20 protein-coding genes and 1 pseudogene are annotated in these 20,131 nt (G+C 59.5%); 20 read left to right on the top strand and 1 reads right to left on the bottom strand.

Going from position 1 to position 20,131, the window contains the following annotated elements; genetic code table 11:
* The first annotated feature begins 98 nt into the window (after nucleotides 1-98).
* From NKH05_RS13610 to NKH05_RS13635, 6 genes are all read left to right on the top strand, one after another.
* The gene (locus NKH05_RS13610) at nucleotides 99-470 is read left to right on the top strand and encodes a Rid family hydrolase (protein WP_353025556.1); all 372 of its coding nucleotides are present in this window, start codon (nucleotides 99-101) and stop codon (nucleotides 468-470) included.
* 106 nt (nucleotides 471-576) lie between these two features.
* A complete protein-coding gene (locus NKH05_RS13615; protein WP_352589354.1) occupies nucleotides 577-1,326 on the top strand; it encodes a GntR family transcriptional regulator in 750 nt (249 codons plus the stop codon).
* A 192-nt stretch (nucleotides 1,327-1,518) separates the two neighbouring features.
* The gene (locus NKH05_RS13620) at nucleotides 1,519-2,394 is read left to right on the top strand and encodes a MurR/RpiR family transcriptional regulator (RefSeq protein ID WP_353025558.1); all 876 of its coding nucleotides are present in this window, start codon (nucleotides 1,519-1,521) and stop codon (nucleotides 2,392-2,394) included.
* 267 nt (nucleotides 2,395-2,661) lie between these two features.
* Nucleotides 2,662-3,738, top strand: coding sequence for an ABC transporter substrate-binding protein (locus NKH05_RS13625; protein WP_352741907.1), 1,077 nt, complete (start codon nucleotides 2,662-2,664; stop codon nucleotides 3,736-3,738).
* A gap of 61 nt (nucleotides 3,739-3,799) precedes the next feature.
* A complete protein-coding gene (locus NKH05_RS13630) occupies nucleotides 3,800-4,615 on the top strand; it encodes an ATP-binding cassette domain-containing protein (RefSeq protein ID WP_023718640.1) in 816 nt (271 codons plus the stop codon).
* A gap of 39 nt (nucleotides 4,616-4,654) precedes the next feature.
* Nucleotides 4,655-5,857: a sugar ABC transporter permease gene (locus tag NKH05_RS13635; protein ID WP_023718639.1), complete on the top strand. Its 1,203-nt coding sequence runs from the start codon at nucleotides 4,655-4,657 to the stop codon at nucleotides 5,855-5,857.
* Between the two features lie 220 nt (nucleotides 5,858-6,077).
* Here NKH05_RS13635 and NKH05_RS13640 read toward each other — a convergent pair whose 3' ends face one another.
* A complete protein-coding gene (locus NKH05_RS13640; protein ID WP_352855685.1) occupies nucleotides 6,078-7,112 on the bottom strand; it encodes a LacI family DNA-binding transcriptional regulator in 1,035 nt (344 codons plus the stop codon).
* Nucleotides 7,113-7,284: 172 nt separating this feature from the next.
* Between NKH05_RS13640 and NKH05_RS13645 the strand changes: the two genes are divergently transcribed.
* The 14 genes and pseudogenes from NKH05_RS13645 to NKH05_RS13710 all read left to right on the top strand — a co-directional run bounded on the left by NKH05_RS13645 (nucleotide 7,285) and on the right by NKH05_RS13710 (nucleotide 19,928).
* Nucleotides 7,285-8,331 carry a sterol desaturase family protein gene (locus tag NKH05_RS13645; RefSeq protein ID WP_352790415.1) on the top strand — a complete coding sequence of 349 codons (1,047 nt, stop codon included), beginning with the start codon at nucleotides 7,285-7,287 and terminating at the stop codon, nucleotides 8,329-8,331.
* 97 nt (nucleotides 8,332-8,428) lie between these two features.
* Nucleotides 8,429-9,394, top strand: coding sequence for a sugar ABC transporter substrate-binding protein (locus NKH05_RS13650; RefSeq protein ID WP_352704786.1), 966 nt, complete (start codon nucleotides 8,429-8,431; stop codon nucleotides 9,392-9,394).
* 101 nt (nucleotides 9,395-9,495) lie between these two features.
* Entirely contained in the window at nucleotides 9,496-10,548 is a 1,053-nt protein-coding gene (locus NKH05_RS13655; RefSeq protein WP_352855613.1) for an ABC transporter permease, read from the top strand.
* The gene (locus NKH05_RS13660) at nucleotides 10,545-11,567 is read left to right on the top strand and encodes an ABC transporter permease (RefSeq protein ID WP_502897180.1); all 1,023 of its coding nucleotides are present in this window, start codon (nucleotides 10,545-10,547) and stop codon (nucleotides 11,565-11,567) included. The genes NKH05_RS13655 and NKH05_RS13660 overlap by 4 nt, the downstream gene beginning before the upstream one ends.
* A gap of 118 nt (nucleotides 11,568-11,685) precedes the next feature.
* Complete coding sequence (locus tag NKH05_RS13665; RefSeq protein ID WP_023718633.1) at nucleotides 11,686-12,531, top strand: ATP-binding cassette domain-containing protein; 846 nt, start codon at nucleotides 11,686-11,688, stop codon at nucleotides 12,529-12,531.
* Between the two features lie 86 nt (nucleotides 12,532-12,617).
* Entirely contained in the window at nucleotides 12,618-13,622 is a 1,005-nt protein-coding gene (locus NKH05_RS13670; RefSeq protein ID WP_352855609.1) for a Gfo/Idh/MocA family oxidoreductase, read from the top strand.
* Complete coding sequence (locus NKH05_RS13675; RefSeq protein ID WP_352855683.1) at nucleotides 13,619-14,578, top strand: sugar phosphate isomerase/epimerase family protein; 960 nt, start codon at nucleotides 13,619-13,621, stop codon at nucleotides 14,576-14,578. Before NKH05_RS13670 ends, NKH05_RS13675 begins: the two co-directional genes overlap by 4 nt.
* A gap of 11 nt (nucleotides 14,579-14,589) precedes the next feature.
* Nucleotides 14,590-14,898 carry a MocE family 2Fe-2S type ferredoxin gene (locus NKH05_RS13680; protein WP_023718630.1) on the top strand — a complete coding sequence of 103 codons (309 nt, stop codon included), beginning with the start codon at nucleotides 14,590-14,592 and terminating at the stop codon, nucleotides 14,896-14,898.
* 1 nt (nucleotide 14,899) lies between these two features.
* Nucleotides 14,900-15,682, top strand: coding sequence for a TIM barrel protein (locus NKH05_RS13685; RefSeq protein ID WP_352790731.1), 783 nt, complete (start codon nucleotides 14,900-14,902; stop codon nucleotides 15,680-15,682).
* 9 nt (nucleotides 15,683-15,691) lie between these two features.
* Nucleotides 15,692-16,516: a 3-methyl-2-oxobutanoate hydroxymethyltransferase gene (locus tag NKH05_RS13690; RefSeq protein WP_352790733.1), complete on the top strand. Its 825-nt coding sequence runs from the start codon at nucleotides 15,692-15,694 to the stop codon at nucleotides 16,514-16,516.
* 127 nt (nucleotides 16,517-16,643) lie between these two features.
* On the top strand, nucleotides 16,644-17,645 hold the full coding sequence (gene iolG / locus NKH05_RS13695; protein WP_352790735.1) for an inositol 2-dehydrogenase: 1,002 nt from the start codon (nucleotides 16,644-16,646) through the stop codon (nucleotides 17,643-17,645).
* 65 nt (nucleotides 17,646-17,710) lie between these two features.
* Nucleotides 17,711-18,629: pseudogene (gene folD, locus NKH05_RS13700) on the top strand (bifunctional methylenetetrahydrofolate dehydrogenase/methenyltetrahydrofolate cyclohydrolase FolD).
* Nucleotides 18,630-18,650: 21 nt separating this feature from the next.
* Nucleotides 18,651-19,535, top strand: a complete 885-nt coding sequence (gene purU, locus NKH05_RS13705; protein WP_352589372.1) for a formyltetrahydrofolate deformylase — start codon at nucleotides 18,651-18,653, stop codon at nucleotides 19,533-19,535.
* A gap of 84 nt (nucleotides 19,536-19,619) precedes the next feature.
* Entirely contained in the window at nucleotides 19,620-19,928 is a 309-nt protein-coding gene (locus NKH05_RS13710) for a MurR/RpiR family transcriptional regulator (protein WP_084642600.1), read from the top strand.
* Nucleotides 19,929-20,131: the final 203 nt, after the last annotated feature.

Consider the following 20,131-nt stretch of genomic DNA (forward strand, 5'->3'; position numbering starts at 1 on the left):
CTGGAGAACGGCATGGAACTCGTGAAGCTAAAGTCCGGCAGCATCCTGGAAGAGAAGGAAGGCTATTCGCGGATCGTCGCCCTCGACACTGGATCTTCATGTCCCTGACCGCAGGACGCGACTACAAGACCCGTGTGATGCCTGAGACGGCCGTCGAGCAGGCAAGGCAAGCGATGAAGAACGTCGAAGGCGCGCTTGAGGCGGTCGGCAGCAGCCTTGCGGATGTTGTGCGGCGACGCATCTTCATTCCGCGCCAGGAAGACGTCCCGGAAGTCATGGCCTATATGGGCGAGAAGTTCCGGGACATCTCTCCGGCAAGCTGCGTCAGCTGTGGTCCGTTGGGCGGACCTGAGTATCTCTTCGAAATAGAGCTCACTGCGTATCGTGGTGCTGGCTCCCGGCGAAGAACCTGGTGGTCTCGCTCTAACGGCAAGTCAGGCGGGACAGAACGTTTTCCACTTATTCCGTAAGGATAGCTTAGTGGCAGGCTTCTCATTAGATTGTCGCATTCGTATATAGTCTACATTCCGAATGCCTGTGCAGCCGATCTCCTGCGGTCGCCTTATGAGGATCTTGATGCGACACGCGAATGAAACAGGCGCCATTCTGGCTCCCATGACGCAGATGGAAAGCACGCAGTTCGCTGCGGAGCAAATCCGGAACGCGATCATTGCCGGGCACTTCAAGCCCGGCGACCGGCTCGTCGAGCAACAGCTTACCGACATGTTGAACGTCTCCCGGCATCCGGTCCGGGAAGCATTGCGCCTGCTTGCTCGCGAGGGGTTCGTCGAGATCAAGCGGAACAAGGGAGCATCTGTCAGGGCGGTGGACGCAGACAGCGTCATCGAAGTCTACAATATCCGGATGGCCCTAGGAAAAATTGCCCTGGACCATCTGCTCGCGGAACCAGGTAGCCTAGCTTCGGTTGACCTCAAGCGTCTCGAAAAATTGGCTGAGAATGCCGTCAAGTTTGCTAACCTCGATAGCCAGGTCGAGACCGTTCGCAACGATCTTGAGTTCCAGCAAGCGATCATTGACGCGACGGGATTGCAGCGGACCATCCGCTACTTTTCCGAGCTGACCGCAGATGTGAGGCGCTTCAACCATCAGTTGGGCGTTGTCTATACAGACCGAAAGGGCGACGCCGAGAAGTATGTCGTCAAGCTACTCGAAAGCTTGCGCGACGGAGATCTCCGCACTGCGCATGAGATCTGGCAAGCCAAGTTCTCGAAGGCTCTCGAGCGCTACCTTTCGCTGATTGCCGACAGTGAATCAGATGGGGCGAGCCGCAACAGCGTGAAGACCGGTCGACCCTCACGTCGGTAGCAAGGGACGGCCTCGCACGAAGCATCTTCGCGCGTTGATTGTCCTCCCGATTTCGGCATCTAGGTCATGATGCGGCTCGGGCTTGATCGCCAACATGCACGCGCTTTTGCTTAAACAATGTTGCACCTGATTTCACTAGCAGAATCGACGCAGACGCGTCATTGTGCAATGAATATTGCGAAAGAGTGCAACATGAAACCGACCGCTGAAGCGCCGCGTGACTATGAAGAGCTCATCCGGCTCATCCACGACCGCTACGACGAAATGAGCAAATCCTACCAGAAGATCGCGCTCTATCTCACCCAGAATCCTAACGACGTTGCTGTCAGGTCGGTGAATGCAATTGGGGATAGCAGCGGAGTGCATGCCTCAAGCTTCGTGCGCTTTGCGCAGGCGCTCGGTTATGAAGGCTTCAAGGAACTCGAGTCTCTCTTTCAGAAGCGCCTGTCGACCGCCGCGCCCGGCTTCGAGGCTCGTATCAAGGCGCTGGAAGGCGAATTGGGAGCGCGAACAGATCGTAGCGAAGTCGGATTCATGCGCGACCTCGTGGTTCGCGACATTGCCTCGCTTCAGGACATGCTGACACAGATACCACCCGAGGATCTGGCCAAGGCAGTGACCCTTCTCGAAAAGGCCGACGCGATCTACCTGATCGGGCAGTTGCGATCGACGCCTGTGGTCGAACTTCTCCGCTATATCTTGACGATGCTGGGCAAACGTTGCGTGCTGCTTGATCCCGGCGGCGGACTTGCTACGCATATGGCGCGCATGATCCGCAAGACCGATGTCTTGTTTGCCGTGTCCTTTCGCTTCTACGCCAATGAAGTGGTCAATGTCGTGGAAGAGGCCGCTCGCAGCGAAGTTCCGATAATTGCTATTTCTGACAGCACGCTGTCTCCGCTAGCCAAGAACGCCAGTGTTCTCTTCGCCGTACCGGAGCATGAATATACCTTTTCCCGTTCGCTTGCCGCCCCAATGTGCCTCGCCCAGGCGCTGACGGTTGCACTCGCGGCGCGACTGCAGAACAACGCTGTCAGTCCGCGCATACCCACCGTCACCGGGCAGTAGCGGTTCCCCGACAACAACCCGGGCGTTCCGCGTCCTTGGCATTCCGGTTGCGAACCAAGCGCGCCAGGTGCACTCGAGCCTGGATGTCGCAATAGAAATTGCGCGTTTCGCATGATGCAAAGATTTCATTGTCGCATCGTTGACACATCGTTCATTGCGGAATATTTATATCTTGCAATTTTCGTTGCAGCCTATCCTTAAACCGGTTCGGGGGTGCCCCGTGCCGTCGTGAAGGGGGGCGAACTGAGTATTCCATGGGAGGAAACTATGAAGCGACTTCTGACCGCATTTCTGACGGCAACCGCTATGGCAAGCGCCTTGGCGGCGGCACATGCTCAAGATGCCAAGAAAGTGTTCTTTTTACTGCCGAATACCACGACAATTCGCTTCACAAGCCGGGACGCGCCGTTCTTTGTCGCGGCAATGAAGGAGAAGGCGCCGAACGCTCAGGTGACCGTGCAGAATGGCGAGGGGGATCCGGCGCGGCAGCAGCGGCTGGTCGAAGACGCCATCACCCAAGGCGCCAGCGTGATCGTGCTCGCGGCGACGGACGCAAACCTCGCCGCTGGCAGTCTTAAGGCGGCAGCTGATGCGAAGGTGCCGGTGGTCCTTTATGATCACGACGCGGTCGGCGGCAAGGCCGAAGCGCACGTCGTCTTCGACTCATTGTCAGTTGGCCAAGCCCAAGGCAAGCGCGCCGCCGAGCTGATCAGCGCAATGAAGAAGTCGCCGGTCAAGGTTGCGCGCGTGAAGGGTAATGAGGGCGAATACGGTACAGGCCAGTATGAAAAGGGCCAGAACGAATTCCTTCAGCCGTTGATCGATTCCGGCAAGGTGAAGGTCGTCTGCGAGCAGTACACGCAGAACTGGGATCCGGCGCTGGCTCAATCTTTCGCCGAAGACTGCCTGACCCGCAATGGCGGTGATGTCGATGTCTTCCTCGGCATGAATGACGGTACCACCGGAGGCTCGGTTGCCGCTCTGATCAGCCAGGGGGCCAAGCCTGGCGACAAGCTGGTGACCGGCGGACAGGACGCGACCGTTGAAGCGTTGCGGTACGTCGCACAGGGATGGCAGGACAACTCCGTGCTCAAGGATCTCAAGGTTGAAGCGACCTATGCGGCGGACGTCGTGGCTTCGATCCTGAATGGCAAAGGAGTGCCAAAGGATCTGATCAACGGCAAAGTGAACAACAAGTTCATGGATGTGCCGGCTGTCTTCCTGCCGGTGAAGAACATCACCTTGGATAATCTCTCGGACGTCGTCACCGCCGGCGTCTGGACCTGGCCAGAAATCTGCAAGGGCATCGAAGACACCGAAGTCTGCAAGAAGAACAACAAATAGCGAGATCGACCGAAGGACAGCGGCGCTCGCTGTCCTTCGGTCACCTGATGGGAGGAGCCTGATGGTCAAAGCGGCAGCAACCCGCGGCGGCGCCGATGTTCGTGCGGCGCATAAATCCACGCCGCTAATTTCGATGCGCAATATCCGTAAGTCGTTCGGGTCGGTCCATGCTCTTCAGGGGGCTTCGGTGGACGTCCACGCCGGCGAGGTGGTCGCCCTGGTCGGCGACAACGGCGCCGGCAAGTCCACGCTCGTCAAGATCATGGCGGGCGTCTTCGGCTTCGACTCTGGAGAGTACACCATCGAAGGCCAACCGGCGAAAATCGGCAATCCTGCCGACGCCACTGCCCTTGGGATCCAGACCGTCTATCAGGATCTAGCGCTCTGCAACAATCTGGACGCCGTGCAGAACCTGTTTCTCGGGCGCGAGCTGACCGGTCCGACATGGTTCGGCCGACGGATCCGGCGTGCGGAGTGCGAAGTTCGTGCCCGTGAGGTGCTGACGCGCATGCGACTCGGCCAGCTGTCACTGACGCGTCCTGTCGGAGCAATGTCTGGCGGCCAGCGACAGAACATAGCCATCGCACGTTCCATTCTGTGGACGCCGAAGGTCGTCATATTCGACGAGCCGACAGCCGCACTCAGCCACTCCGCAGCCGAACAGGTCTCGGCCCTGGTCCGCACGTTGGCCGACGAAGGGCTCGGCATAGTCGTGGTTAGCCACGACATCCACAATTTCGTCGTCAACGCCACCGACCGCATAGAGGTCATGCGCCTGGGCGCGAACGTCGCGAGTTTTAAATCGAGTGAAGTGACAGGCGAGCAAGTGGTCAACGCGATGGTCGGTGGCAACGAGGCAGTCAACCTCGCTGGCTGAGCCCCGCGGGGCGAAAAGTATCAGAAGGATACGTCAAGAATGGCAAACTCGGCCGCCGCTTCCGGTGACGTCAAACGCCGCACCATCGGCGAAGTGCTCAACAGCGACATGCGTGCGCTGCCCGTCATAATCGGGCTGGTGGCGCTGTGGGTGTTCTTCGCGCTCCAGAGCAATGTCTTCCTGACACCGCAGAACCTGTCGAACCTGCTCGTCCAGAGCACGGTTGTGGGCATCATGGCGATCGGTCTGATGTTCGTGCTGCTGGTCAAGGAAATCGACTTGTCGGTCGCAGCGATCAACGGCGTGACATCGGTCCTGATGGCCAAGCTGGTTGTCGACTACGGCGTTTCGCCCTGGCTGGCGGTGACGGTCGCAATCGTAATGGGTGCTGCTATCGGCAGCTTTTCGGCGCGCTGGGTCACGTTTGTCGGCGTACCGTCCTTCGTGGTGACGCTGGGGCTCGGACTGGCTCTCAATGGCTTGCAACTCGTGCTTTTGCCTCCGACCGCCCGCTACGGTTTGATGGGAACCGGTATCGACAAGATTGCAGAGACTAAGATTTCGGGGATCACGTCATGGAGCGCGCTGGCGATTGGGCTCGTCGCGTTTGCCGCTCTGGTCCTGTCGGGCATTGCCCGCAGAAAGCGCGCCGGTCTGGAAGCTTCCCTGTTCAGCCGATTTGTGCTGCCGCTCGGCGCGGCCGCGATTTTTGGCGCCATCGTCGTGATGATCCTCAACGCACATCAGGGCATACCAGTTGTGGTTTTGATCTTTGCGATCCTGCTCGGGATAGGCGGGTATATCCTCAAGGAAACCCGGTTCGGCCTCTATCTTTATGCGGTCGGCAACAATGACGAGGCTGCGCGACGGGCCGGCGTCAAGGTTGCGCGCATCAAGATGGCGGCCTTCGCTATTGCCGGCGCCATCGCTGCGCTGGCTGGCGTACTGGGCGCATCGCGGGCACTAGGCGTTGGCGTCTTCTCCGGTGGCGGAGTAGGGGGCGGCACGCTGCTGCTGGAATCAATTGCCGCCACCGTCATCGGCGGCGTCAGCCTGTTCGGCGGCCGCGGCTCCATTCACGCGGCCCTGTTGGGCGCGCTTGTTATCGGAACAGTCCAGAACGGGCTCAACCTGATGGGCGTCGAGAACTACGTTCGCCTCATCGTGACGGGACTGCTTCTCGTGCTGGCGGTATCGATCGACAAACTGATCGAAAAGGCCATGGGTCAGCAGAATTTCTGATTTGCTTCAAACCCACTCTGAACGACCGAATTCGATACCTTGGCGGTCGTTCAGTTTCGAAGGTTCGATGACGCGATCTGACCCGAAGCAGACTCGCAGGTGAAGCAGGGCATAGCCGCTTCGCGCCCAAATATAGCCGTTGAGGTCCGTTTGTGCATCACCTGAAAGCGGACATCCTTATCGGGTCGCAGGACGCCCGCGCCAGTAGCTGACATCTGCGTCAGATATTCTCCGGCGTGACGATTTCAAAAGGTATGGATCGCTGAAGGGTGGCAAATGGTGCTTGCGGTCCAATGACATCGATCATCGTTTGGACAAGAAGGGCCGAGGTCGATTCGAGCGGGTGGCAAAGAGCTGCAGTGATCAGGCCCTCAGACAGTCCCTTTCGAGTTTCGGGTCCAATGTCACGGCATACTACTTTGATACCCGACCGCCGCTCAGGAGACACCTCCCTCAAGGCACGAAGTACACCAGTTATTCCGCCGCCGACGATCAGAATTCCGACAAGATCGTCAGTCGATTTCAGAAGCTCAGTCACCATTCGACAGGCCTCACTGGCTTCCTCGTGGGTCGGACGGCTTTCCTCTACCGCTAGCCGTGGAGCGTGCTCGCGCAAATAGGAACGGAAACTGGCGTCTGACACATCCTGGCATTGATACCGGTGGTTGCCTATGAAAACCGCTATACGACCCGGTCCGTGAGTGGTTTGGGTAATCAGGAAGGCTGCAGTGCGCCCCAGCTTCCAGTTGTCGGTGCCTACATATGCGGCCCTTTCCGGCGCGGACTGATCCGTGATGTAGGAGACAACCGGTTTGCCCATCTCCTTCAGCGAACGGATGGCCTGGCCAATGATGGGATGATCTGCCGCGACCACCGCAACGGCGTCGCATGAATCGCCCAGCGCAATCAGACGGCTCGCGATTGTCTCCGGCGTCAGCAGATCCACGAAGTCGACTATTGGATCGATGACCTCGTCGCGACGCTCGCGACAGGCGGCAATAATCTTCTTCCCGAACAATTGGTAGAGCTCACGGGTCGACTGCTGAAGCAGGAAGCCCAATCGGTAGTGTGGAGATATTTTACGAGCCCGATCATCAATGGCTCCGATTCCGTAAAACCCAATTTCCTCCGCTGCGCTTTGTACTCGTTGGACGGTCTTCGGGCGTACTGAAACGGTGCCACTTAGAATTCGATTCACGGTCGCCACCGAAACGCCTGCCGCAGTAGCGAGATCGTGGATTGTCGGTCGCCTCATGAGCTCCATCCCATCTATATCATCATGACTGATATTAAATGATACAAATGTCGCTTTGATACTATTTTCGCCTTCTAGAAATATCAAGCCTCCGATATGAATGCCACCCAATTGAGGGCCGATGTTTTGACGAGCCCAGTTGGGAATAGTTCCGCAGGGAGGCGCTGTTACGATGGATGACCTTCAGTATGGAACGCGCGATAAACGCGGTAACTGGGCTCCGCATCGCCGGGCCGAGCCGGCGCCAATCTGGCATCATCCGTTCAATGCAAAGAAGGTGGTGGCGTGGATTCCTGAATTTCTCTGGCCGTGGAACGCCTTTCATATTGCCACGTCGATTATTTGGGTGAACTTCCTTATCCCAAGCTGGCAGAGCCTCGCGACCTTCTCAGTTCTCAACTACTTCTGGCTATACGGCCTAAACGCCGCCGGCATATTCCTTTTCTATGGCTTCTTCGAGCTGCGCTATTACTTCCAGCGGAAGCAACAGAACCGCTTCAAATATAATCCAAAATTCCCTTCGGACGCGCCGTCTGACGTGTTTTGGTTTCAAAGCCAGAACATCGACAATTTCACCCGCTCGTTTTTCGTCACCATACCGCTGTGGACCGTGGTCGAGATCGTGATGCTGTGGGTCTATGCGAACAGCTGGGCGGTCTGGCTGCCATGGACGACGAATTGGCTTTACCTGTCTTTCCTGGTGATTGTCTCGCCAGCCGTGCACGAGGTCTATTTCTTCTTCCTGCACCGGGCGATCCATTGGCCGCCACTCTACAGATGGGTGCACTCGGTCCATCATAACTCGATCAATCCAAGTCCCTGGTCGTCGCTGTCGATGCACCCGGTCGAAGGCTTCCTCTATCATGCTGAAGCCTGGCTGCACCTGTTGATCCCTTCTAATCCGGTCTGCGCCTACTTCACGCTGCACGGAGCGGGATTTGGAGCGGTGAACGGCCACCTCGGCTTCGAGACATTCGAAATCACCGATAAGGTTAAACTCGATAGCCATTCGTACGTGCACTACCTGCACCACAAGTATTTCGAGGTGAACTACGGCGGTGATGGGCTGGTACCCCTCGATAAGCTGTTCGGCACTTGGCACGACGGCAGCAAAGAAGCTGATGAGGTCATGAAGGCCCGCTTCCGCAAGAAGAAGGAAAAAATGCGTGGCCAGCAGGAAGGCCGCAGCGATCCCACGTCTGGAATGCCGGCGGAATAACGATCCAAACGCTGTTTCGACTGCGCCTGAGAGGAGTGGGCCCGGGACAGCAAGACTTTTTTGTTGAGACCCCACGGGGTAAATTGGGAGGAAGACTATGAAGCTTTTCAAGACACTCGTGTCGACAGCGGTGCTGATTGGATTCAGCGCCGGCGCGACGCTCGCTGCCAATATCTTCGTGGTTGGCGGCAAGCCGGACGATCCGTTTTGGTCGATCGTAAAGCGCGGTGCTGAAGACGCTGGCAAGGTCGTCGAGGCCCAAGGTGGCAAGGTCACCTGGCTCGGGCCGCAGAACTATGACAATCTGGGCGTGGACGCCGCCGAATTGATCCGTCAGGCCATCGATCAGAAGGCCGACGCCATCGTCGGCCCGGACTGGGTGCCGGAAGCGATGGACCCGGCGTTCAAGGCAGTGAGGGATGCTGGCATTCCCCTGATCATCTACAACGCCGGCGGGCTGAAAGCGGCCGATCGTCTTGGCGCCATGAACTATGTCGGCTCAGACGACTACAAAGGCGGTGTCGCGGCTGGCGAGTACCTCACCAAGGCCGGCAACAAGAAGGGCGTCTGCATCAACACGCTGCCCGGCGCCGCCAATATTGAGGCCTTCTGCGGCGGCTTCAAGGAGGGGATGAAGAACGGCGGTGGCGAAGCCGACGTCCTGCCATTGCCCGCTACATCCTTCGGCTCGGCAACGGCCGTCGCCCAGGCGGTCAAAGCCTATCTGCTGCAGCACCAGGACGTGAATGCCGTCTTTACCATCGGCAACGTTGACGCCAACTCGGCCATGAACGGCCTTACCCAGGCCGGCAAGGTTGGGAAAGTGCAACTCTGCGGCATGAACTTTGACGAAACCATCCTGAACAACATCAAGGATGGCAAGCAAGCCTGCGCGATCGACCAGCAAGGCTACCTGCAGGGATACCTGGCTGTAGCGATCCTGAACGGCCACGTCAATTACGGCTTGGCGGTGCCCACCCGCGAAATCCTTACGGGACCAGGCATCATCGACAAGACAAACGTCGACGCCACCATCGCCGGTGTGAAAGCAGGGACGCGATAATCCTCCCGCCTGGGCCGCCCTCGCTTTACAGCGGGCGGCCCTTTTTCCCTCTCTCTGCGGCGGCCACATCGCGGCCGGCCGCGTGATCGCGGATTACCCTAATGGCACATCCCGTGACGTCCACATTAACCCCGGCGCCTCACCGCACGCGGTCCGGACTAGCCCTCGGCCGGCTGGCGCGTCGACCAGAGGCGGGCTCGTTCCTCGGGCTGGTCGCAGTTCTGCTTTTCTTTGGCCTGTTCGGCGGAAGTGCCTTCACGTCGGCAGCCGGCTCGGCCAGCTGGTTGAACATCGCGTCTGAGATCGGGATCATCGCGCTGCCGATAGGGTTGCTGATGATCGCCGGGGAACTCGACATCTCGGTCGGTGCCGTGATCCCCGCGGCGTCTCTCACCGCTGCCATCGTCTCGGGTCACTATGGGTTGCCCGACTGGCTTGGCATAACGGCCGCGCTTGGTCTCGGCCTCGCTGTCGGCTTTCTCAACGGGCTGTTCGTGACGAGAACCACCATCCCGTCGCTCACAATCACCATTGGCACCATGTTCCTCACGATGGGTCTGACGCTAGGTCTCACCGTCAAGATCGCCGGCAGCACCGGCGTCTCGCTCGTGCCGGACCCGCTCACCAAGGTAATCTTCGGCGACTATCTCGGCGGCATGTTTCAAGTCACGATCCTATGGTGGGTGGTGTTCGTGATTGGCTTGTTCTGGCTATTGCACATCTCCCCGATAGGCAACTGGATCTATGCACTCGGCGGTGACAAGGAGAGCGCGCGTAATGTCGGCATTCCGACCAAACGGCTGACCATTGGTCTGTTCATGCTGTCCGGCTTCAGCGCCGCTTTCGTTGGGGTCAGCGAGGTGATGGTTTACCAGAGTGCGCAGGTTCTGGCCGGTCAGTCCTTCATCTTCAATTCCATCATGTGTGTGGTCATTGGGGGCGTTCTGCTCACGGGCGGCTTCGGCTCGATCGTTGGCATCGTGTTTGGCACGATTACCTTCTCGATCGTGAACCAGGGCATCTACTTCACGAGCATGGATCCCAACATCGGTAGCGTCATAATTGGCGCGCTTCTTTTGATCGCGGTGCTGACCAACGACACCTTCCGGCAGCTGGCGCTCAGCTATTCGTCGAAGAAGGGGCCGCAGTCATGATGGACGCAATCAAATCGGTGCTGCGCCGTCCCGAAGCCGGCTCGATCCTCAGTCTTATCGGCGTCGTGCTGTTCTTCGTTCTGTTCGGCGGCGCCAGTTTGGGCACGCTCGTTGGTGCAGCGAGTTGGGTCAATTTCGCGGCCAATCTGGGCATTGTCGCCATTCCAGTCGGGCTGCTGATGATCTCAGGCGAACTCGACATCTCCATCGGCGCTTTGATCCCCGCGGGTTCCATGACAACCGCCATACTCACCGGCTATTACGGACTGCCCATTGGGGTGGGAATTGCTGGGGCGCTGACAGTCGGCGTGGCGGTCGGCCTGGTCAACGGCCTGCTGACGATCCGCACCTCCGTGCCCTCGCTAATCATTACTCTGGCCACGCTGGTCGCCATGCAGGGGGTGGTGCTCAGTGCTTCGGTGCTTCTGACCGGGACTGCCAGCGTTGCCCTGACCGCGCCGGGCTGGGCCAAATTCCTGTTCGGCCAGTTGATCGGTGGCAGTCACCAGGTCATCATCATCTGGTGGATCGCATTCGCCGTGATCATCGGCTTCGTTCTGCACAAGACCCGTTACGGCAACTGGCTGTTTGCAATGGGCGGCGATCGTGTCAGCGCCCGCAACGCCGGAATTCCGACAGACCGCATGACCATTGCGCTGTTTGTGTTGTCCGCAGTCAGCGCCACCTTTGTTGGCATCTGCCAGGCGATCCTGTTCAATTCCGCCCAAGTCTCCGGCGGCATGAACTTCATCTTCAACGCCATCGTGTCCGTGGTGGTGGGCGGCGTATTGCTGACCGGCGGTTTCGGGTCGGTTGTTGGTATCTTCGTAGGCACCATCACCTTCGCCATAGTCAGCCAGGGCATCTACTTCACCCAGATCGACCGAAACTGGTCGAACCTGATCATCGGTGTGATGCTCTTGGTGGCCGTGCTGATGAACCAGTCGTTCCGCGATTTGGCTTTGTACTTCAGACCGCGGGGTAAGCGAAGCCTGCCGCGGGAGCCAGCAAACCCATGAGAAACGAGTTGTTACAGCAGCCGGGCCCTGAACTCGCTTCCGTCAACGAGCATCGAGCTTCCCTGGCCGATCAACCGCATCAGCCAAGCCGGTTCGCAGATGAAGAGGTGCGCACGCCATGAACGACAAACCTGCCATTCTCGAGCTGAAAAGCGTCAACAAATCCTTCGGGCCGATCGATGTCCTGCACGATATTTCGCTGAGGGTGCGCGCCGGCGAAGTGCTTTGCCTTCTCGGCGACAATGGCGCCGGCAAGTCCACCCTCATCAAAACCCTGGCCGGGGTCCACAAACCAACCAGCGGCCAGATACTGATGGATGGTCAGCCGGTGACCTTTACTGGGCCGAGTGATGCGCAGGGACGGGGCATCGCCACGGTGCACCAGTTCGGCGGCACGTTTCCGCTGATGAGCATCGGGCGGTCCTTTTTCGTCGGCGTCGAGCCGACCAAAGGTTGGGGACCGTTCAAGATCTACGACCGCAAGCGCGCCAACGAGATCGCGGTGAAAGCGGTCCGGGATTTCGGAATTACCCGCATTGATGACGGTGACCGCCTAGTCGGCGGCCTGTCGGGCGGAGAGCGCCAGTCGCTTGCCATTGCCCGCGCTGTGTATTTTGGAGCGCGCGTGCTGATCCTGGATGAGCCGACCGCGGCGCTCGGCGTCAAGCAGGCCTCCCACGTGCTGCGTATCGTCAATGAGTCCAAGAAGCGTGGCTTGGCGGTGGTCTTCATCACCCATCAGGTCATGCACGCCATGACTGTCGGCGACCATTTCGCGGTGCTGATCCGCGGCGCCATCGCCGATGATTTCCGCAAGGGCCAAAGGTCCCGCGAGGAGATCACGGATCTGATGGCTGGCGGCGAGACCATGGCCGGCCTGGAAGCCCAGGTCGAAGGTTACATGGCCGAGCATGAAGGCCATCCGCCGTCCTTCCAGGTGCTGGAGGGATCAGCCGCTCCGTAGACCCTTCCCTGGAGCCCCGGCAAGTCGGCTGCGCATCACGGCGCGCCGCTGCCCCGTAAATTAGAAACGCAAAGAATAGGACTAAGATGACAATCCGCATTGCGGTGATCGGCGCCGGCCTGATGGGCGCAGATCATGCCAAGATAGTCGCCGAGGAGCTTCCAGGCGCAAAGCTCCAATTGATCTGCGACATGGATCAGCAGCGCGCTCGCCTCGTCGCCGATGCATGTGGTGCCGTCGACATTGCCACCGACCCCAACGGCGCCATCGCGCGGCACGACGTGGACGCCGTGATCATTGCGAGCCCCGATTTCACGCATGCACCTCTCTCGATGGCCTGTATTGCCATGGGCAAGCGCGTTCTGTGCGAAAAGCCCCTTTCACAATCGTCCGCTGACTGCATCGCCGTGATGGAAACCGAACAGAAGGCAGGGGCGAAATTCGTCCAGCTCGGCTTCATGCGGCGTTACGACCGCTCCTATCAGGAAATGAAGCAAACGCTCGATAATGGTCATCTCGGCCGGGCGCTGATGATGCACAATTTTCACCGCAATGTTGAGACACCTGCGGCCGATTTTACCGGCGCTATGGCCATCACGAATTCGGCACCGCACGAATTCGACGTCGTGCGTTACGTGCTCGGGACAGAATATGCCTCTATTTCCGCGTTCCAGCCGCGCCGCTCGGACGCGCGTGTCGCACCTGTCGTCATGGTGTTGGAAACGGTGGACGGGCAGCTCGTCAATATCGAGATCAACAACAACGCCGCCTACGGCTATGACGTCCGCGCCGAACTGATCGGCGAGCGCGGAGCGGTGGCGACGAACAACATTGCCTACACCCGCAGGGAGTCGGCGCTTGCCCAAAGCACAAGCTACGACGCCGACTGGCGGACCAGGTACTATGATGCCTATCGCCGCCAGAACCGCGACTTCCTTCGCTTTGTCATGACCGGTGAGTTCCCCACGACCGCCTCGGATTGCTGGGACGGCTATTGCGCCGCAATCGTTGCCGAGGCTGGCGTGAGTGCGTTGAAGGAAGCCCGTCGTACGCCTGTGCAGATGATTGCAAAGCCGGAGTTCTACGCGTGAAGCTGGGTTTCGTTTCAGACAGTCTCGGCAATCTGCCGTTCGACGCGGTGCTTAATCATGCCCAGCGCATGGGGGTATCCGGCATCGAAGTAAACGCCTGCGGCTGGTCGACCGCCCCGCATTTCCGGCTTTCGTCCATGCTGGGTAACAGGGAAGCGCAGAAGCGGTTTGCTGCAGCCTTCGAGGAACGCGGCCTGGAGATCATCAGCCTCAACGCAAACGGCAATCCGCTGCACCCGACCGATCCGGCCCAAGGCCAAGGATTGAAAGACACGATCCGCGTCGCCGGAGAGATGGGCATTCGCACCGTCTGCACCATGAGCGGTCTGCCGGCTGGCAGCGCTGGCGACAGCATGCCGAACTGGGTCGTCTCGTCTTGGCCGACGGAAACGCAGACCATCCTTAGATATCAATGGGAAGATAAGCTGATACCCTTCTGGACCGAGATCGCGGCGCTGGCGAAGGAAAACGGTGTCGATCGCATCGCGCTCGAACTCCACGGCAATCAGTGCGTATACAACGTGCCCTCGCTCCTGAAACTGCGGGAAGCGGTCGGACCTGTCCTAGGCGCCAATCTCGACCCCTCGCACCTGTTCTGGATGGGCGCTGATCCTCTCGCTGCCGCCGACGCGCTAGGCGAGGCCGTCTATCACGTTCACGCCAAGGATACGATGCTCAACCGGCCGGTTCAGGCAACGACCTCGCTGCTTGAGAATGGGAGCCTGATGAACATTCCGGCACGGTCCTGGAGCTACATTACACTTGGGTTCGGGCACGGCGAGGAGTGGTGGCGGCAGTTCTGCTACCGACTCAAGATGGCTGGCTATGACGGCTGGCTTTCCATCGAGCACGAAGACGTCCTTCTCAATTCGCTGGAGGGACTCGAGAAGTCCGTCGCGCTGCTCCAGGGCGTGATGCCGTCCGCTCCCGCAGACTTCAAACCGCAAGATATCTGAGGAGAGAATCAATGCCCTGGGTTGACGCTTGTGCCGCTGATGAAATCGAAGCCGAGGAAGCTAAACGCTTCGAGAATGGCGACCGTACCTTCGCAATCTTCCGCAACGACGCGGACGAATTCTATTGTACAGACGGGCTTTGCACGCATGAGAAGATCCACCTTGCCGACGGTCTTGTCATGGGGAATACGGTGGAGTGCCCCAAGCATGCTTCCGTTTTCGACTTCACGACCGGCGAAGTAGAGACGCCACCGGCGTGCGAGAACCTCAAGACTTACAAGACAAAGGTCGAGGACGGCCGCGTGTATATCGAGGTCTGACATGTCCGATACCTTTACGCTTGCGGCATGCGCCGAGATGCTCTGGCGCGACCAGCCGATGGAATGGCGCGTCAAGCGCCTCACCGAAATAGGCTTCCAGGTCGGCCTCTGGAACTGGCCCGATCACGACCTCGCAATGCTGGAGAAATCCGGCGCGATCTTCTCGATCATGAACGGCTATCTGCGCGGCAGGCTTGCCGACGACGAGGGTGCCGCCGAACTGTTGAAGACAGCAAAGGAGACGGCGGCGGTTGGCAAGCGCCTCGGCGTCGCGCGGCTCAATTTGCACGGCACCGGGCTCGGCGATGGCGGCATGCCGGTCACGCCTTGCGAAACGATAGCCGGCGCGATGTGGCTGAAGGGGCGCGAGACGCTGAACCGTATCGCGGATCTAGCCGAGGCCGAGGGAGTGACCTTCACGCTGGAGAATCTGAACCTTCCGGTCGACCATCCCGGCGTGCCGTTTGGGCGCGCCGAAGACACACTTGCGCTGGTGTCGAGCGTCAACCGACCGGGCCTGCGCCTCAATCTCGATCTCTACCATGCGCAGATCGGCGAAGGGAATCTGATCGCGCTCTGTCGCGCCTGTCTGCCTTGGATCGGCGAGGTCCAGGTGGCCGACGTTCCCGGACGCATGGAGCCCGGCACCGGCGAGATCAATTACCGGGGCATCGCCCGCGCGCTTAAAGACATGGGCTACCGCGGGCCGGTTGGGATGGAGGCGTTTGCCTCCGGTGATCCCGAGGCGGCGCTACTAGCCTTCCGCGAAGCTTTCACCGTCTGAGGAACAAGAATGGTCACCAAGAACACCCGGCCCACCGTCGCAGACATTCGCGCCATGAAGGCGCGCGGCGAGAAGATCTCGATGCTTTATGTCACCACGGAAGAAGAGGCCGCGGCCGCGAACGCGGCGGGGATCCAGATGCTGTCGATCGAGGGGCGCTTTTTCAGTCCTCAAATGCGTGAGGCGGCTGGGCGCTGCTTCGTCCAGGTCGGTCTGCCGTATGGTGGCTGGGGAACCTTTGAGGGCCGACCTCTCGCAACTGCCGAGGACTATCTGCGAGCAGCTTTCCACTTCGCAGCGATGGGAGGTGACTGCTTCTATTGCGCTGCCTCCTATGACATCCAGAAGACATTATGCGATAATCACGTGCCAGTCGTCGCACATGTCGGCCTCATTCCTTCCTACATCACCTGGACAGGCTTTCGGGCGGTGGGCAAGACCGGGCAGGAAGCCCTGAAAGTCTGGCAGCAGGTGAAGCAGCTTGAGGCCATCGGCTGCTTCGGCGCCGAGCTTGAAGTTGTCCCTGACAAAGTCGGTGCATTCATCTCGAAGAACACTTCGATGATCATGCTCGGCATGGGGGCCGGGCCGGGAGCCGATGCGCAATATCTGTTCGCCGAGGACGTGCTTGGCCATACCGATGGCCATAAGCCGCGCCATGCCAAGACCTATCGCAATTTCGCGGCCGAGTATGCGCGGCTCCAACAGGAGCGGATTGCGGCGTTCAAGGAATTCGTCGCCGACGTCGGTTCGGGAGCCTACCCGCAGCCGCAGCACAATGTTGCGATCGCGGAGGCGGAATACCGCCAATTCCTGGAGCAGGCGAAAGCCTAAACCAGATCCAGAGACATCCTTCAAATGGGGAGGGACGGGCTCGTCCCCCATCAGCGGGCAAGCGCGTTCAAAACTTTCTCGCTGATCTAAAGATCAACCAGACACACAGCAAAGCTAGAGGACAACTATGCTCAAAGTCGGCCTTCTCGGTGCCGGACGTATCGCCGGCGTTCACGCGACGGCTATCTCGTCGCATCCCGACAGCACGCTCGTCGCGGTGTCGGACATCAATGCCGCAGCCGCGGAAAAGCTCGCTTCCCAGTATGATGCCGAGGCTCGGACCACTGACGCCATACTCAACGATGTCTCGATCGACGCGGTGCTAATCGCAACTTCGACCGATACTCACTCCGACCTGATCGAGCGGGCGACTGTCGCCGGCAAGGCCGTGCTTTGCGAGAAGCCTGTGGATCTGAGCCTTGCCCGCGCACACGCTTGCCAGAAAGTTGCCGCCGGAACTGGCCGCCCGGTGATGATAGGATTCAACCGCCGCTTCGATCCGAACTTTGCATCTCTGAAGGCGGCCGCTGACAGAGGTGAGATCGGCAAGTCCGAACTCCTGTCGATTACGTCCTTCGACCCGGCGCCGCCTCCGGTTGCCTACATCAAGGTATCTGGTGGCCTGTTCCGGGACATGATGATCCACGATTTCGACATGGCGAATTTCATCATGGGAACTGCTCCCGTAGCGGTCACGTCGGTGGCATCCTCTATCGTCGATCCGGAGATCGGGGCAGCCGGAGACGTCGAGACGGCTGTCGTCACGTTGACCTACGCGGACGGCCGGATCGCGGTCATCAAAAACTCCCGCCGCGCTGTCTACGGCTATGATCAGCGCGTGGAACTTCTGGGGTCCGAAGGGCTACTGCAGGCGCAGAACATGCTGGAAAACACGGTGGTGAAGTCCACCACCTCTGGCGTGACGGGGGCCAAGCCGACCTACTTCTTCCTGGAGCGCTACATGCCGGCCTATGCCGCCGAATGGGCCGGTTTTGTCGAGGCAGTCAATGGTGGCAAGGCGGTTCCCGTCACCCTAGACGACGGCATTGCCGCGCTGGCGATGGCAGAGGCAGCAACGGTGTCGGCGAAGACCGGTGCCCCCGTCAGTCTAGCGAGCGTTCTGGGCTGAGCCGGCGGATCACCAAACGTCGGGACTCTTGCCGGATCAGAAAGCATGGGCCCTCCGGCTTCGTCATTCGGAACCGGTGCAGGCAGTATCTAGCGTTTTGGAAAACAGGATTTGCCATGGAAAGTCCACGTCCTGAAATGATCATCGACGGGAAGGCCGCTGCGGCCGTTCTGGCGGGCAAGGTCACCGCTGATGTTGCGACACTCAGAGCGAAGACCGGCCTGGTGCCTGGTCTGGCGGCCGTACTGGTGGGTGACGATCCGGCCAGCGCCGTCTATGTCTCCTCAAAGCATCGCCAGACTATTGCCGCGGGGATGGCTTCCTTCGAGCACCGGCTGCCCGTGCGGACCACCGAAGATGACCTCCTCGGGTTGATTGAGAAGCTGAACGGCGATCCCGCAGTGCACGGCATCCTCGTGCAACTCCCGTTGCCGCCGCAGATCGATGCAAGCGCCGTGCTCAATGCCATTGTGCCGAGCAAGGACGTTGATGGATTTCATATCCAAAATGCCGGCAGCTTGGCGACCGGCCAGGAGGCGCTGGTGCCGTGCACACCACTTGGTTGCCTGATGCTCCTGAAGGAAAGGCTCGGCGACCTGTCCGGACTGCATGCCATCATCATCGGCCGCAGCAACATCGTCGGCAAGCCGATGGCCCAGTTGCTGCTGTCCGAAAACTGCACCGTCACCATCGCGCACTCGCATACCCGCGATCTGGCGCCGGTCAGCCGACATCCTGGTGGCAGCAGTGGGAAGGGCAGAGATGATCCGAGGCGATTGGATCAAGCCAGGTGCGGTCGTGATCGATGTCGGCATCAACCGCGTGACGCGAGACGGTAAGCCGCAGCTCGTGGGCGATGTCGCATTCGCAGAGGCGGCCCACGCCGGCGCCATAACGCCGGTCCCTGGCGGCGTCGGCCCCATGACGATCGCCTGCCTGCTTTCCAATACGCTGACGGCGTTCCGCCGCAGCCTTCAGGCGTAAGTCCGCCCAGGAAGAGAGCCAATGTTGAACTTTGCACTTCGCGTCAAATGCCGCTCGACCAGGGGGATTGTCGCGGCGATCTCGACGTTCCTCGCCGACCAAACCTGCAACATTACTGACAGCGCGCAGTTCGACGACGCCGACACCGGCAACTTCTTCATGCGGGTGAGCTTCCGCTCCGAAGGCGGATGGGGGCTGGAAGAACTCCGTTCGGGCTTCAAAGCAATCGCCTCGCAGTTCGGCATGGAGTGGGAATTCTTCGACGAGAGCGTCAAGCGCAGGGTCATCATAATGGTCTCGCGGTTTGGCCATTGCCTCAACGACCTTCTGTATCGCTGGCGTATCGGAGCGCTTCCGATTGACATCGTCGGAGTGATCTCCAATCACATGGACTACCAGAAGGTCGTCGTGAACCACGACATCCCGTTTCACCTCATCAAGGTAACGAAAGAGAACAAGGCCGAGGCAGAGGCACATCAGATGCGCGTGGTCGAGGACGCGGGCGCCGAGTTGGTCGTCCTGGCGCGGTACATGCAGGTTCTCTCGGACGAGATGTGCCAGAAAATGTCTGGCCGGATCATCAACATCCACCATTCCTTCCTGCCCTCGTTCAAAGGCGCCAATCCGTACAAACAGGCCCACGACCGAGGTGTGAAGCTGATCGGGGCTACGTCGCATTACGTGACGGCTGACCTGGACGAAGGACCCATCATCGAGCAGGACACGATCCGCGTGACGCATGCGCAGTCCAGCGAGGACTATGTCAGCCTCGGCCGCGACGTCGAGGCACAGGTGCTCGCCCGGGCAATCCACGCCCATATCCATCGTCGGGTTTTCCTCAACGGGAACAAGACCGTCGTATTCCCCGCGTCGCCTGGATCGTTTGCTTCAGAGCGATTGGGCTGACGTGGCTCGTGAACGCCTTGCCGTCATGGGCTGGATTTCAGGGCTAGCTGGCTACCGATTCTTCGAAGGTCTGGAGGGTTTCGGATGAAATCGCCTGTACTTGCACACAGACCCAAATGTCTTGATGAGATCAAAACTGCGATCGCGAAGCGCGAGCTTCGATTGACCCCCGCTCTCGAGAAGGTAGCTCGGCAAGCACTTGAAAAGCCGGAGATCATTGCATTTGAAAGCGCGGCTGCGATTGCCCGCCGCTGTGGCGTGGGCACTACTGCGCCGACAAGGCTTGCCCGCTGTTTTGGATTCTCCGCTTTTCGCGAGATGAAGAAGTTCTTTCAGGATAGTATGCGCGTTCGGGGCGGGCGTCCTTTGCCGCCAAGCCACGAACGTGGTTGACCAGCCTGAAAATCTTCGACACGCGTGCAGAGCTAGCGTTGGTCGTCAGATTGCTATGCCGACTAATCAAATCGCATTGAGTAGCGCCGGCGGCATGATCGCGTTCCGTTTACGCCGCAGACCGGCTGGAACTCAATGCTAGAAAAGGTCAGGTGGTGACGACGTCCACCCCACCTACGGTCCGCTCTCTAAGGTCAGTAGCA

Origin of the sequence: Mesorhizobium sp. M1399 (genome assembly GCF_040317735.1) — a bacterium.
Taxonomy (GTDB): domain Bacteria; phylum Pseudomonadota; class Alphaproteobacteria; order Rhizobiales; family Rhizobiaceae; genus Mesorhizobium.

Coding starts and splice junctions, on each gene's coding strand:
- NKH05_RS13615 (WP_352589354.1), top strand. CDS start 577: ATGCGACACGCGAATGAAACAGGCGCCATTCTGGCTCCCATGACGCAG.
- NKH05_RS13630 (WP_023718640.1), top strand. CDS start 3,800: ATGGTCAAAGCGGCAGCAACCCGCGGCGGCGCCGATGTTCGTGCGGCG.
- NKH05_RS13690 (WP_352790733.1), top strand. CDS start 15,692: ATGGTCACCAAGAACACCCGGCCCACCGTCGCAGACATTCGCGCCATG.
- NKH05_RS13620 (WP_353025558.1), top strand. CDS start 1,519: ATGAAACCGACCGCTGAAGCGCCGCGTGACTATGAAGAGCTCATCCGG.
- NKH05_RS13635 (WP_023718639.1), top strand. CDS start 4,655: ATGGCAAACTCGGCCGCCGCTTCCGGTGACGTCAAACGCCGCACCATC.
- NKH05_RS13665 (WP_023718633.1), top strand. CDS start 11,686: ATGAACGACAAACCTGCCATTCTCGAGCTGAAAAGCGTCAACAAATCC.
- NKH05_RS13655 (WP_352855613.1), top strand. CDS start 9,496: ATGGCACATCCCGTGACGTCCACATTAACCCCGGCGCCTCACCGCACG.
- NKH05_RS13645 (WP_352790415.1), top strand. CDS start 7,285: ATGGATGACCTTCAGTATGGAACGCGCGATAAACGCGGTAACTGGGCT.
- NKH05_RS13625 (WP_352741907.1), top strand. CDS start 2,662: ATGAAGCGACTTCTGACCGCATTTCTGACGGCAACCGCTATGGCAAGC.
- NKH05_RS13660 (WP_502897180.1), top strand. CDS start 10,545: ATGATGGACGCAATCAAATCGGTGCTGCGCCGTCCCGAAGCCGGCTCG.
- NKH05_RS13710 (WP_084642600.1), top strand. CDS start 19,620: ATGAAATCGCCTGTACTTGCACACAGACCCAAATGTCTTGATGAGATC.
- NKH05_RS13685 (WP_352790731.1), top strand. CDS start 14,900: ATGTCCGATACCTTTACGCTTGCGGCATGCGCCGAGATGCTCTGGCGC.
- NKH05_RS13650 (WP_352704786.1), top strand. CDS start 8,429: ATGAAGCTTTTCAAGACACTCGTGTCGACAGCGGTGCTGATTGGATTC.
- NKH05_RS13640 (WP_352855685.1), bottom strand. CDS start 7,112: ATGAGGCGACCGACAATCCACGATCTCGCTACTGCGGCAGGCGTTTCG.
- purU (WP_352589372.1), top strand. CDS start 18,651: ATGTTGAACTTTGCACTTCGCGTCAAATGCCGCTCGACCAGGGGGATT.
- NKH05_RS13680 (WP_023718630.1), top strand. CDS start 14,590: ATGCCCTGGGTTGACGCTTGTGCCGCTGATGAAATCGAAGCCGAGGAA.
- iolG (WP_352790735.1), top strand. CDS start 16,644: ATGCTCAAAGTCGGCCTTCTCGGTGCCGGACGTATCGCCGGCGTTCAC.
- NKH05_RS13610 (WP_353025556.1), top strand. CDS start 99: ATGTCCCTGACCGCAGGACGCGACTACAAGACCCGTGTGATGCCTGAG.
- NKH05_RS13670 (WP_352855609.1), top strand. CDS start 12,618: ATGACAATCCGCATTGCGGTGATCGGCGCCGGCCTGATGGGCGCAGAT.